The sequence below is a fragment of the Niabella terrae genome (genome assembly GCF_054783135.1).
This window is the reverse complement of the sequence record NZ_BAAGRD010000012.1, coordinates 92,760-107,709: the sequence shown is the minus strand read 5'-3', so window position 1 is coordinate 107,709 and position 14,950 is coordinate 92,760. Positions and strand designations below refer to the sequence as shown.

Annotated in this window: 8 protein-coding genes; all 8 read left to right on the top strand. The window is 47.1% G+C overall.

Translation table 11 applies throughout. The annotated features are described in order from the left end of the window. The first annotated feature begins 25 nt into the window (after positions 1–25). The 8 genes from ACYVI9_RS13540 (at position 26) to ACYVI9_RS13505 (ending at position 14,941) form a co-directional block, all read left to right on the top strand. Positions 26–2,389: a TonB-dependent receptor domain-containing protein gene (locus tag ACYVI9_RS13540; protein WP_460765257.1), complete on the top strand. Its 2,364-nt coding sequence runs from the start codon at positions 26–28 to the stop codon at positions 2,387–2,389. Positions 2,390–2,452: 63 nt separating this feature from the next. Continuing rightward, positions 2,453–3,496, top strand: a complete 1,044-nt coding sequence (locus tag ACYVI9_RS13535; RefSeq protein ID WP_460765255.1) for an alpha/beta hydrolase — start codon at positions 2,453–2,455, stop codon at positions 3,494–3,496. Between the two features lie 202 nt (positions 3,497–3,698). Then, a complete protein-coding gene (locus ACYVI9_RS13530; protein WP_460765253.1) occupies positions 3,699–5,621 on the top strand; it encodes a glycoside hydrolase family 172 protein in 1,923 nt (640 codons plus the stop codon). A 78-nt stretch (positions 5,622–5,699) separates the two neighbouring features. Beyond that, a complete protein-coding gene (locus ACYVI9_RS13525) occupies positions 5,700–8,798 on the top strand; it encodes a SusC/RagA family TonB-linked outer membrane protein (RefSeq protein ID WP_460765250.1) in 3,099 nt (1,032 codons plus the stop codon). Between the two features lie 38 nt (positions 8,799–8,836). Further along, positions 8,837–10,684: a RagB/SusD family nutrient uptake outer membrane protein gene (locus ACYVI9_RS13520; protein WP_460765248.1), complete on the top strand. Its 1,848-nt coding sequence runs from the start codon at positions 8,837–8,839 to the stop codon at positions 10,682–10,684. A 23-nt stretch (positions 10,685–10,707) separates the two neighbouring features. After that, positions 10,708–12,486 carry a DUF4886 domain-containing protein gene (locus ACYVI9_RS13515; RefSeq protein ID WP_460765246.1) on the top strand — a complete coding sequence of 593 codons (1,779 nt, stop codon included), beginning with the start codon at positions 10,708–10,710 and terminating at the stop codon, positions 12,484–12,486. An 88-nt stretch (positions 12,487–12,574) separates the two neighbouring features. Continuing rightward, the gene (locus ACYVI9_RS13510; RefSeq protein ID WP_460765244.1) at positions 12,575–13,627 is read left to right on the top strand and encodes a LacI family DNA-binding transcriptional regulator; all 1,053 of its coding nucleotides are present in this window, start codon (positions 12,575–12,577) and stop codon (positions 13,625–13,627) included. 144 nt (positions 13,628–13,771) lie between these two features. After that, a complete protein-coding gene (locus ACYVI9_RS13505; protein ID WP_460765242.1) occupies positions 13,772–14,941 on the top strand; it encodes a glycoside hydrolase family 172 protein in 1,170 nt (389 codons plus the stop codon). The last annotated feature ends 9 nt before the right edge of the window (positions 14,942–14,950 follow it).

Below are 14,950 nucleotides of genomic sequence, written 5' to 3'. Positions count from 1 at the left end.
GTTGGGGTGTTATAAAAATCAAAGGATGTTAAAGCTAAAACTTGTTCAATTTTCGATCTTATTATGTTTATGTGGTTTGGGTACGATAGCGGCGTCGGCTCAATCAGGAACCAATGGAATTATTGCCGGCCGCGTCCTGAATGCAGACCAGCAACCTCAGGAAAATGTGATACTGGTATTGGAACCTTCGGGCCGTCAGACAGGCTCCGATGACAATGGTCATTTTGAGTTCAGAAATGTGCCTGAGGGCGCATATACCGTCTCGGTTAAATCACTGGGCGTAACGGCTGCGCCCGTCTCGGTAACGCTGGATCGTTCCAGGGTGGAGCTGCCCGATATCATATTGGAGCAAAATGCGACTGTGCTGGATCGTGTGATCGTCACCAACGCATACCGGAATGTTGATAAGAATAGTTCCCAGGTAGGCAGGGTGCCGATGACTTATATTGAGAATCCGCAGAATTATGCCGTGATACCCAAGGATGTCTTATTGTCCCAGCTGGTCACGACGACAGAACAGGCCCTGATAAATATTCCTGGTGTTAGCAATCTCTCGATTGCCGGAGGAAGTGGCGGGTCCATTCTGACGTTTAAATCCCGCGGATTTTCCAATGGCTCCATTCTGTACCGCAATGGCGTTTCAACGGGGTATGTTTCACTTACGGATCTGTTTAACACAGAAAGAATCGAAGCGATCAAGGGGCCTGCTGCAACCCTGTTTGGAGGAAATCAGGGCGCTTCCTACGGTGGTGTATATAATATGATCACCCGCCAACCGCTGGAGGTGAAGCGTGGGGAAGTATCTTTTACAACGGGAAGCTATGAAATGGCCCGCACTACAATTGATTACAACACGCCGCTGAATGAGGATAAAACGGCCCTGCTGCGTTTGAACGCCGTATATGACAGTCGCAATAATTTCCAGGAATTGCCACAGAATACGGTGGGTTTTGCACCTTCTCTACTGATTAAAGCAACCGATCGTCTGAAATTACATTTCGACGGGTATTATTTCCGGAGCAGCCGTCCGATTATATTATTCGGATTTTCGGCACCTCCGGGTGGATCCGGCACGACGAACTATCAGGGCAATGTAAAAAGCCTGGGGCTCGATCCCAAAAATGCCTATGCCAATCCAGATTTCAACAGCTCCCAGCAAACACTGGCGATCAGTGGTGTAGCGGAATACAAATTATCGGATAAATGGCTGTCTCAGACGAATTTTTCCATCGCACGTAATAATAACGTTACCCACTATATCTCTTTACTGGCCAATAAAGCCAGCCTGGAAGATACGACCTGGATCCGCCGCAGTGTGCTGGATATCCCCCATAGTCAGCTGTATACCCAGCAGTTTCAACAGAATTTTATTGGGGACTTTAAATTGGGTAGCATGAGAAACCGGCTACTGGTCGGTCTGGATTACTTTAAAACCAATGTATTGGGCGCCCGGGCTTCGCTGGTTTATGATACCATCTACGCCGGCGCTCCTGCTAACCAGCTGACGATTAAGGAGGCGAAAGTACTGGATATGCTGAGTGGTGCTACTTACAACGGCAACCGATCGATTTCCAACAGCTATGGGGCTTATGTCTCCGAACTGCTGAATGTCACCGACCGTTTATTGTTGATGGCCAGCCTGCGGATCAATCGTTTTGTAAGTGGTGATTTTATGCAGACTTCCTATTCTCCCAAGCTGGGTATTTCCTATCAACTGGTCAGGGATGTCCTGTCGCTGTATGCGAACTACAATAATGGGTATAATAATGTCACGCAAACTGATTCACTCGGTAATATCCTGAAACCGGAGTATGCCAACCAGCTGGAAGGCGGCCTGAAATTCGATGTGTTACAGCATCGCCTGACTGGGACGGTCAGCGTTTATGATATCAAGGTGGAGAACAGGGTGCGTCAGATTCCCGGTACGACTTATTATGTGCAGGACAATACCCAGCAAAGCCGTGGTGTGGATGTGGACATTCTTGCCAATCCTGTTACCGGTCTGAACATTGCGATGGGCTATGGTTATAATGATATTCGTTACAGAGACTTCAGGAATGATCCTGATATCGAGGACAATCTGGTGGAGAGTTCTCCTCATCATGCGGCCAATATCTGGGGTACTTATCAGTTCACCCGGGGCAGGCTGAAGGGTTTTGGGCTGGGTGCCGGTGGAAACGGGCAAAGCAGTTCCTATGCCAATATGGAGAATACCATATCACTGGACGGCTTTGCGGTCTATGGCGCCAGCATTTTCTACAATGCCCTGAAGTTCCGGATCAGCGCCAAGATAGATAATATCGCCAATAAGAAATATTATACCTATAATTCCTGGCTTTTTGCCGGACAGCCCCGGATGCTCTCCTTTAACGTGACTTACCGGTTTTAATATTAATTCATTTATCAGCAAACAAATATTGGGTGGTAATAGCCACCCAATATCTTTTTTACCATGAAGCCCATTCTAGTATTTCTGTGTATAGCCATTTGTAGTTTAACGGCCCGGTCCCAGGATTCGCTTTTTATCGGAATCCGAGCTAACTACGATTCCCGTGAACTCCGGGAACAGCGCCCTTACCGCGTTGCCCTGCCGATACATTATTACGATACTAAATACCAGCCGGCCCGTTACCCGGTATTATATGTATTGGACGGTGAGATGGCTTTTGACTATTATGTAGCCGTCGTCCGTTTCCTGAGCAAGGGGGTTTATGCGAGCATTCCGGAGATGATTGTCGTTGGTATTGATAACACCAGCCGTACCCGGGATTTTACGCCCACCAATGATACGGTGCCTTCACCTGACAATCCGGCGAAAGGGTTATTTACGGACAGTGGGGGAGCGGATCATTTTCTGGATTTTCTGGGTGGTGAATTCATTCCTTTTATCGACAGTCAATATCGCAGTTCAGGCTATCGGATCCTTGCCGGTCATTCCTTTGGAGGGCTGGTCAGTGCGTATTCCCTGTTAACCCGGCCGGATTTGTTCAATGCCTACCTGATCCATGATCCCAGTATTTGGTGGGACGGAGGGCTATTACTTGACCTGGCCCGAAAATCACTGACCACCCATGTTTATAAGAAAACCCGGGTATATCTTTCGCAGGCCAATAACGAAGAAAAAGGAGCATTTGACGCGCATTTTGAGCATATCAAATCCTTTCATCAGCTTATAGATTCTGTTGCTAACCCTGGTCTGGCTTATCAATATACCTTTTATGACGGGGAGGATCATGGCACGCTGCCTTTGCCGGCAGCTTACAACGGTCTCAGATTTCTCTTCGATGGTTACTGGATGGATTTTAAGAAAATCAAGCAGGACCGGCAGTTATTGCAAAAGTCCTATCAGTCCTTTTCTGAAAAAATGAATTTCAAGTTTGAACCCTCCGAACCCATGCTGACTTTTATCATTCGTTATTTTAAACAGATCAATCAGCCGGAGGCCGCAGCTGAAGTAGAAAGACTCTGCCGGCAACTGTATGCACCTAAACGTTGATTGAATGAATGCGACCGGGGGTGCGGCTAGCAGGTAACTATGTCGGCTTGGGCGCTTTTACCCTGTTTTTGGATAGAAATCTGGGGATTAGGATCAGAAAATGGGTCCACCTTACAGTAGTAATTAAAATTTTTTAAAAAAAATTTGCGGGTTCTGAGTTTTTAATTATGTTTGCTTAAACGATTAATTATTGACTTGTGCTATGAAAGTCTTTTTTCTTATCTGCTTTCTTGTTACCGGAACCCTGCTTCAGGCCCAGCCCGTTGTCAGTTTTCAGTCGGAACTATTTAGGCTGAAAGATGTAGCAGATCTACCTGCTTACAGGCAGGGGACAATCGTCAAACAAGTATCCTCTTATGATACCACCGGAGGTAATGACGATGGTTTCGGGGGCAAATATTCATTTCTTCGTAAAGATCCCGATGGTGGACTGGTCATTTTTGATGCCCGTGGTCCTGGTGTTATTGAGCGTATCTGGACGCCGACGCCCACTGACGATACCCTGGATTTTTATTTTGACGGTAATGACCGGCCCGGCCTGAGTATTCGGTTCAGGGATCTGTTCTCTGGCCGGGTATATCCTTTTCTGGCACCATTGGCGGATCATAAAGTAGGTGGATTTTACAGTTATATTCCTATACCTTTCTCAAAGAGCTGCAAAATAGTTTTTCGGGGAGAAAAGATACTGTTTCATCAGATACAGTACCGAAGTTTCGAACAGGGGGTACCTGTTACCAGTTATTCGTCGGCTGCAGCAAGAGCGCAGCAGGCTTTATTGGAACAGACGGCCCGATTATGGAAATCCGGGGAGCGAAGTGTGGACAGGTTTTATAAGTCATCTCCGCCTTGTATCAGGAAGGACCTGAAATTGGAACCAGGCAATACGATATCGCTGGCCGAGATGGATGGTGGTGGACGGATTGTGGGTATCGAATTACTGCCGGCGGCTGCTTTTGAAGGCCTGAATAAATTAATCGATTTAAAAATTACCTGGGATAATGAAAAGCGGCCGGCAATTCTGGTACCGGTAGCGGATTTTTTTGGCTTTGCTTATGGTAGCCGTTCGATGGAAAGTCTGTTATTGGGTACTACTTCAGCAAAAGCCTATTGCTATCTGCCGATGCCTTTTGACAAAGCTGCAAAGATAGAACTGGTGTATCGGTCTGGCATCTCCGGGAGCGATCCTGTTAATTTGCAGACCCGGGTGTACTATACGCGCCAGAAAAGAAACCCGAAAACTGAAGGGCGTTTTTACAGCTATTGGAAGCAGGAAGATCCCGAAATTGGCCAGCCTTATATTTTTATGAATGCAAGTGGCCAGGGACATTATGTGGGAACACTGATGCAGGGGCAGGCGACCGATTTTACACATTTTACCGAGTTTTTTGAAGGCGACGATTATACGGCCATCGACGGTGTTCCCACCGTGCATGGAACCGGTTCAGAAGATTATTTTAACGGAGGCTGGTATGCGCAACCTGGTGGATGGGTGGAACGCCTCGGTGCTCCGTTGTCTGGCTGTCTGGATTATTCATTACCACTGGGCAGAACAGGTGGCTATCGGTTTTTCCTATCCGATAAAATGCCCTTCTCCAAAAGTATTTTACACAGCATTGAGCATGGTCCGGTTGATAACAACCGCCAGGTACGCTATATTTCGGTTGCCATGTATTATGCAGATCGAAATCTGACTACAGGTCAGACACCCGGAAATGCGACAACAGAGGTTTACCAGCCTGACACCGTCACCTTCTATACACGATTGATGCAACACCTGACCTACAATGGTCACCTGGGGATTAAAGACAATGCCGCGCAGCTGGATGGAGCAGGAGATGCCCAGATGAATATAAATGTGACAGAGCTGGAGAAAGGACAGTATAAGATCTATCTAAGTCAGATAAAATCCAATTTAGACCAACTGGAAACCATGATTACGAGCGGTGGGTCTGATCGCCAATGGCAGACACTTGAGGTAGCAAACGGCGAACGGCAACGGAACCTCTATATTGGAACATTAAACATTTATGATCCGGCAATTCCTGTAAGTATTTTATTCAAAACGACAACTGCCAACCCGCTGCTGCGATTTGACAGGGTAAGTCTGGTGAAAGTAAAAAAATAGGGAATACATTCGGGTCTTTTTTCGGCTCAATAGCTTAAACGATTAAGTATTTAATTTCTGATAAGAAAAATAACAACTATGCACAAAACGATGCTTGAATTCAGGAGGCTACTCCTGTGGACGTTGGTTGCGGCCTGCTGCTGGCTGCCTGACGTGGCCCAATCACAACCTACTGCAGACGGGGCTTTCAAAGTCACGGGAAGGGTGACCAATCAAAGCGGTGAGCTACTTGCCGGCGCTTCTGTTCTGGAAGTCGGAACCTCGAATGGCGTTTCGACGGATGAGCGCGGCGTTTATGAAATTACTGTCGCCAATGAAAATGCCAGACTGGAAATTTCCTCGGTGGGATATGAGACCAAGACCGTTCAGGTTACCCGGAAGGGCGTCCTGGACGTAGCCCTTGATAAATTGATTAAGGAAGGCGATGAAGTCGTGGTAGTGGGATTCGGTACCCAGCGGAAAGCCTCGGTTGTGGGTGCGATCAGTACGGTATCGCCGCGACAACTGCAGTTGACACCGAACCGATCCCTGAGTAATAATCTGGCGGGAATGGTGCCCGGCGTTATCGCCGTTCAGCGCAGCGGTGATCCATGGACCAATAATTCTGATTTCTGGATTCGTGGCGTCAGCACATTCGGAGGTAATTCAAGGCCGTTGGTCCTGGTGGACGGCGTTGAGCGTAGTTTGAACGATATCGATCCTGAGGAAATAGAATCCTTTTCCGTATTAAAGGATGCAGCCGCCAGTGCGGTTTATGGGGTAAGAGGCGCAAACGGCGTCATTATGATCAATACCAAAAGGGGAAAAATCGGTCCGCCAAAAGTGAGTTTCAGGTATGAAGGCTCCCAGACCCAACCGGTAAAGATTCCTGAATATGTCGGTGCCGTAAAATATATCGAACTGATGAACGAAGTATATATGGATGCCGGAAAGCCGCCTATGATTTCTGATGAGATTCTCCAGAAATACAAAGATCAGTCTGATCCCGATCTGTATCCGGATGTCAACTGGTGGAAGGTGCTGGCAAAAGATCATGCAACCAATCAACGGGCCAACCTGAATCTGAATGGTGGAAATACTTTCTTACGCTATGCGCTGGAACTGGGATATTTTACGGAGGATGGCATCATCAGAAGAGATACCAAACAGGAATGGAATTCAGCGATTAAGGTCAATCGCTATAATGTCCGGTCCAATGTGGACCTGAACGTTACGCCAACCACCGTCGTACGTGTCAGCCTCGGTGGATATCTGCAGACCCGCAACGGACCGCCCGGTGATGCCTCAATGACGGATTTTAATATTTTTTATCAGGCTTCCCGGATACCTCCTTTTATTCATCCTCCGCAGTATTCAACCGGTGAAATCCCCCGCATCAGCTTTCGGGAGAATCCCTGGGCCTGGACCACCCAGCGCGGTTATGAACGTTGGGGGGTGAATCAGTTACAGTCTACCACGGCCGTGGAACAGGATTTCAAATGGATTACGCCAGGTCTGAAGGGAAAACTGACATTTGCCTTTGATAAATACTCAGGCAATTCGGTGGTGAGGAGTAAGACGCCGGATTATTATGTGCCGGCTTCAGGACGGGATGAAGACGGTAACCTGATTCTGGATATTCAGAGCCATGGCCAGGAATTCCTGGGCTATAGCACAGGTTCCCAATGGGGTAACCAGAGTGTCTATATGGAGGGAATGATCTCTTATGCGAAGGTGCTGAATTATAAACATGACATCAATACCATGATATTGTATAACCAGCGTAACTATGATAATGGTAGTGCGCTTCCTTACAGGAATCAGGGTTTGGCGGGTCGTTTTTCCTATACCTATGACAGACGATATATTGCTGAAGCCAATTTTGGCTATAATGGTTCAGAGAATTTTGCCAGGGGCAAGCGCTTTGGGTTTTTCCCCGCACTGGCCGCCGGATGGATTGTCTCGAATGAGAAATTTATGGAACCGGTGCGCGATGTGATTTCGAACCTGAAAATCAGGGGATCCTGGGGTGAAGCCGGTAACAGTGACATCGGCGGCCGACGCTTTGCCTATATTTCGACGATTGCAGATTTTAGCTATTATCGCTGGGGTGTGGACAATGATATCTATCGGCTGGGCAGGGCAGAAGGAGATGTTGGTGTGGCGGATCTGACCTGGGAAACGGTAGCTAAAAGGAACCTGGGACTGGAACTGGGATTGTGGAATGGAGCTGTCAATTTTAATTTGGACTTCTTTAGTGAAAAACGTCGGGACATTTTTATGCAGCGGAATAATGTACCGGGTTCTGCAGGATTTATACGTTCTATTTATGCCAACTACGGTAAAGTGGAGAACAAGGGCGTGGAAATGTCATTGAATGTAGATAAGCAGTTTAATAATGACTGGGGCGTTACTGCCATGGGTAATTTCACTTATGCGCATAATGTTCGCACAGAGATTGACGAACCTATCGGGCTTTTGGGTACTTACCGGTCAGCAACCGGTACACCGGTCGGACAGATGTTTGGTCTGGTGGCAGAGGGATTGTTTACTGAAGCGGATTTTTCGGAAGACGGCGAACTGAAGCTGGGCATACCGGAGCAAACTTTCAGTGAAGTGCTTCGGCCGGGAGATATTCGCTATCGGGACTTGAATGGTGACGGGGTGATCAATGCGCTGGACAGAACAGCGATCGGTGGTACCAGGATGCCGGAGATCATTTATGGATTTGGTAGCACGGTAAGATATAAACTGGTAGATCTTGGATTTTTCTTCCAGGGGGCAGGACGTACCTGGCAGATATTGGGGGGCGAAAACTGGATGCCGGGAACTGCGCTGGGCGCCACCGGTAATATCTACGCCAATATCGATGATCGCTGGACGCCGGAGAACCCCAGCCAGGATGTGTTCTGGCCGCGACTGACTTACGGTGTGAATTCCAATAATGAACAATCATCCACCTGGTGGCTGAAAGACATGAGTTTCCTGCGGCTGAAGAATGTGGAGCTGGGTATTACGCTGCCCAGAAACTGGAGTAAAAGGGCCTGGATCGACCGGTTCCGGATTTTTGCACGCGGATCAAATATTCTTACCCTTTCCAAATTCAAGCTCTGGGATCCGGAACTGGAAACTACGGACGGGTTAAAGTATCCGATCATTAAATCCTATTCTGTCGGGCTGAATATCAATTTCATGTAACCCGAAAATTTTTACAATTACCAATTAAAATATTTGAAATGAAAAGCAATAAGGTTCTGATGATTGCGGTATTGCTGACGGTCTTTGTGTCCACCGGATGCCGTAAATTTCTGGATAAAATGCCGGATGATCAGCTCACGATGGAGATGATCTTCAATGACAAAGTCCGTACGGAGGACTGGCTGGCAGGGGTATATTCAGGCGTGCCCAATCCGCTCTGGGGCTATTACAAAGACCAGGGCTTTAATATCATGGGTGATGATTTGACCATTCCGGCTGAGTGGACTCCTTTTGGCTGGGCCAATGTGTACGCCTATACAGTAGGTGACTGGAACCCGTCCTCAGCCTGGAACCCCTACTATTGGGTAGAACTACCCAAAAGAATACGTTCCGGATTGATATTTCTGGAGAATGTAAAAACCTTACCGGGTGTGTCTCAGTCGGATGTGGATATAATGAAAGGACAGGTGCGTTTTTTAATTGCGTATTACTATTCGCTGATGATTGAACTCTATGGACCAATACCATTTAAACCGGGTGTCATCGAAGAAGTGAGTACACCTGCTTCCGAACTGATGATCACCCAAACACCCTATGATTCGATCGTTAACTGGATCGATGTGGAACTCAAGGAAGTATCCGGCCTGCTCCCTGCTTCTTATTCTGATATGCATGACTGGGGTAAAGCAACTTCCATTGCGGCACTGGCGATCCGGGCCAGAACCCTGCTTTTTGCAGCCAGCCCCCTGTTTAACGGAAATGCCGATCTGAGCAGCTGGAAGAACAGTAATGGTACCAGTTTGTTTGGTGCCTATGACGCTTCGAAATGGAGCCATGCCGCTGCTGCATTTAAGGAATTGATTGATGCCGCCGAAGCTGCGGGGTATGGATTATATTATGAAAGGAACGGTGACGGTTCCATTGATCCTTTTATGTCTTATTATAATATGTCACTGAAAAAGTTCTCAGAAGGAAACCGGGAGATATTGTGGGGCCGGGCCGATAATCCGGATAATAACTGGTGGCAGGCCCATCACCTTCCAATTGGTATTGGCGGAAATGGTGGAATGGGTGTGACCCAGGAGCTGGTCGATGCTTTTTACATGAGCAATGGGCTGCCGATTACCGATGCCGCATCGGGTTATTCAGAATCCGGGTTTTCAACGGCAGTGGAGTCCAGAAATACCAAATGGAGAGGCGGCGGACCTGTTGAGGGTAACGTGACGCAGGCAGGTACTTTTAATATGTATTGTAACCGTGAGCCGCGCTTTTATGTATCAGTTATTTTCGATAATGCCTGGATTGGTGTGGACAACCGAAAAGTAGAGTTTGTTCAGGGAGGAAGAGATACCCGGCTTTCTTTCGATGCGCCACAGAACGGATATAATGTGCGTAAAAGGATCAGTCTGGAAATATTTCCACGTGAGAACCGTTATACCTATCAGCCAGGTATATTATACCGGATGGCGGAAGCTTATCTGAGTTATGCCGAAGCATTGAATGAGTCAGATCCGGGCAACCCCGACATTTTAAAATATGTCAATCTGGTTCGGGAAAGAGCCGGTATTCCCTTACTTACCGGAGGTCTCTCACAGGTGAGAATGCGGGATGTTATTAAACGGGAACGCCGTATTGAGTTTAACTGCGAAGGCATTCGATTTAATGATATTCGCAGGTGGAAACAGGGCGAGGAATTTCTGAACCGGGGCCTCTATGGCATGAATTTTACCGGAAATGTAAGATCTGATGACGCTTCCAATCCGAATGCCTTCTTCAAAAGGACATTTTACAAGAACCGCGTTTTTACCAAGAAAATGTATCTCTGGCCCGTTCCTCAGGCACAACTGGATATTAATCCCAACCTGGTTCCCACACCCTGGTACTAATTCAACCATTTAATTAACATATTATGAATCGAACATTTCAACTACAAAATATAACGGGCAATATGCGGATGGTTTACCGTCTCAGCCTGCTATGGTTATGTCTCTTCACCGGATTATTACAGTCTTGTGAAAAAATACGATCCTTGCCTGATGCACCCGGATCCGGGCAGCAGGAGATTATGCTGGACAAGCAGACAGCCAGCCTGATGACCGGTGAGACGCTTGTACTGAACTTACAGGGAGCAGATGGCGGTCCTTTTTTAAAACGTTTCGACTTTTCGATTTCGGACCCGGAACTGGCGACCGTTACGAAAACCTCAGGATACGCAGTTCAGGTTCGCGCACTCCGCAAAGGCACTGCGATAGTGAAATTCGTGGGAGAAGACCAGCAGGAACTGACCTGCACGATTACCATTGATGAACTGGCTCCTGATCATATAACCCGGGTATTGGCCATTGGTAACAGTTTTTCCGAAGACGCTTTGGAGAATTACCTGCATCCGATTGCAACCGCCGCCGGCGACAGTCTGATCATTGCGAATCTGTATATCGGCGGTTCATCGCTGGAGGATCATTTGAACAATGCCAAAGGGAATAAAACGGTATACTCCTATCGTAAAATTGGCACTAACGGGGTGAAAGTTACCCGGGAAAACGTTTCAATTGAGGAAGCAATTAATGAAGAACGCTGGGACTATATCAGTTTTCAGCAGGTAAGTCAATTGTCGGGACAGTTCAATACTTACCAGGCTTCTCTGCCGGAATTGTTTGATTATGTAAAGAAAAGAGTGTTTTATTCCCGTACCAAATATGTATTCCACCAAACCTGGGCCTATGCACAGAATTCCACGCATTCGGGTTTTGCCAATTACGGAAATGATCAGCAAACCATGTATAGTGCCATAGTAGATGCGGTCGGTCAGGCCCGTCAGCTCGTTCCGATTGATCTGGTCGTGCCCGACGGTACAGCGATACAGAATGGCCGAACCAGTTTCTGGGGGGATAATTTTTGCAGGGATGGCTATCACCTGGATCTGAATGTTGGCAGGTATCTGGTGGCCTGTACCTGGTACGAGGCATTATTTGGCAAATCCGTCATTGGTAATTCCTATAATCCCGGTTTATTTGCACTTTCCGCAGCTGAGATGGAAATGGCCCAGCACGCCGCTCATGCAGCAGTGCAGCAACCCAATTCAGTCACAGATTTGACGGCATATAAAAATATCAATTCTGTGGAGTTCGCCAGTCCTGTTTTTGTAGATGTCGCACAGCAGGTGCCGGTTTTTGGCTGGAACGGGCTGACCAGTCCGATGGCAGGTACTTCGATTCCTTTCCTTCGTGACAAAGATGGCAACCTGACCTCGGCATCGCTGACCATCACAGAGCGGTTTAATAATATCAATATGGACGGTGTTCAAACAACGACGACGGATTTCAATATGCCGGCTTCAGTGGCCAGGAATTCTTACTTTGGAAATTCCAAAGGCGTATTCGGAGACGTGCTTATTCCCAAATCCGTACTTAAAATTTCTCATCTGGATCCTTCCAAACACTATAATTTCTGTTTCTTTGGCTCCAGAGGTGGTACGGGAGAAGGGCGGCAGACAAAATATATCAGCAAAGGCCAGAATGAAGTGGCGGCCTACCTGAATACGGGCAATAACGGCAGTCAGACCGCTTGTACGGAGGGCATCCAGCCAGATGCCAACGGCGATATTTACATTACCGTAACCGCGGGAGAGAGCAATGATAATTCGTTCGGATTTTATTATCTGACAGCCATCCGCATTAGTTTGCAGTGATTTTGCCAAAAGAATAGTTATTTTGTTAGGGAGAATCAGCGCCCTTTGTGAGCCGGAGGCCTAAAATCAAGTATATAATTAATGGTATATGGCAAAAAGAGTTTCAATTAAAGATATCGCAGAAGAAGTGGGGGTGTCAACAGCATTGGTATCCTATGTGCTGAATGGTAAGGAGAAACAGGCGCGTATTGGCCAGGAAATGGTTAAAAAAGTAAAAACTGTTGCCGCCAGACTAAATTATCAGCCGAACCTGATTGCCCGGGGTTTGAAATTTGGTAAAACCAAAACCCTGGGACTGATCGTAGCCGATATTTCTAACCCGTTTTTCTCGTCGCTGGCGCGCATCATCGAGAACGAGGCCAAAAAGCACGGTTATACAGTGATTTTTGGCAGCAGTGATGAACAGCTGGAAAAATCGCAGGTGCTGATTGATACTTTATTGAACCGACAGGTGGATGGTCTGATCATTGCCCCGGTAGAAGGTTCGCAGGAACAAATCGCACGGATACGGAACAGCAATGTGCCCGTCGTCCTGATCGACCGTGGACTGGATGAATTGCCCACCCATCGGGTTACCATAGATAATTATCAGTCGGTTTTTAAGGCGGTTAAATTGCTGGTCAAAAACGGTTATCAGCGGATTGGGATGATGGCTTATGATTCCAACCTGACCCATATGCAGGACCGGGTCCGGGGTTATCGGGATGCTTTGAAGGCTGAGGGCTTGCCGGCGGGCAGTAAATTACTGGTCCGGTTAAGTTATGAACACAGTGCAGCGGATATTTCTTCGGCTTTGGAAGCGCTGATCCGGCAGAAAAAAATCGATGCCATCGTCCTGGCTACCAACTCGATTTCACTGCATGCCCTCAGGGCGATTAATAATCTGGGGATTCAGGTACCGACGGAGCTGGGTGTTGTTTGTTTTGATGAAAGTGATGTATACGATTTTTTTTATACGCCAATCACATATATCAAACAGGATCTCAAAACGATTGGGGAGACAGCAGTCGAAATAATGATCCGGGATATCGACAACCCGCAGCCTCATAAACTGATCGATAAAGTTGTTAAATCTAAAATGATGATAGGTGCCAGTTCCCGCGGAAATCAGGCGGTAAAGTCCAGGTCGCTGAAAGGCTAAGCCTCATCGATGTTTTTAGGTGTACAAGAAGTTGGCCCGAGTTGCTGAATCGTTTAATTTAATAAATATTGCCGTCTGTTACGATTGTTCTGATGCAGGCGATTAAAAGATTTCCTTTGATCATCTAAATAAAAAAAAGCACAAATGAAAAAACTTATTTTATCTATTTGCCTGATCGGATTTACCGCAGCAACGGGGTTTGCCCAATCGGGAAAATTTAATGGTCTGGACATGAATCTGGGTAATTTGTCCCGGCTTTCAGATGCCAAAACCCGATCCATCAGTCCTGAAAACTTTACCGGCGAGAAAGGGAAGGGGGCAATGGCGGATCCCGTGGCTGACAAGGGTAAAAGAAACGTAGCCAATGCGGCCAATGAAGCCCGGGAACTGGGTAAAGGCTGGAAAGTAAATCCGTTTATTATCATTGAACCCGGAGAAACCTTTACGATGGCGGATATCGCAGGTCCCGGTGCTATTCAGCATATCTGGATGACACCCACAGGCAATTTTAATTACACAATATTTCGCATCTATTATGATGATGAATCCACACCTTCGGTAGAATCACCCGTGGGGCCATTTTTTGGTACCGGATGGAATGAGGTTTCCTGGTTAAATTCACTGGCTATCACGGTAAATCCAGGCAGTGCCTTTAACAGTTACTGGAAAATGCCATTTCGCAAGAAATGTAAAATTACCATGCAAAATATGGACAGCCAGCCGATGCGCCTGTATTATCAAATTGACTATACTTTGACAGATATCGGGGAAGATGAGGCATATTTTCATGCGCAGTACCGTCGCAGTAAACGAAGCGCCACCTCCCTGCATACGATTGTAGATGGCATCAAAGGGAAGGGCCAGTATGTCGGTACTTATATGGGCGTCGGCGTTACCAACAATGGCTGGTGGGGAGAAGGAGAGATTAAATTTTATATGGACGGGGACAAGGATTACGCGACCATTGTAGGTACAGGAACCGAAGACTATTTTTGTGGATCCTATAATTTCGAGAATAAAAGGACCCACCAGTATGAGGCTTTTTCTACGGCTTATGCAGGATTACACCAGGTCTTGCGTCCCGATGGTTTATATGGTTCGCAGCAGCGTTTTGGAATGTATCGCTGGCATATAATGGATCCGATCCGATTTGAGAAAGATTTGAAAGTGACCATCCAGGATCTCGGCTGGCGCAGCGGCGGCCGTTACCTGGCGCAGCAATCCGATATTATTACGGTAGCCTACTGGTATCAAACAGAGCCGCATGGTAAATTTCCCAAGTTGCCGGAAATGAATGATCTGGAAGTGAATTAGCGTCCCCCG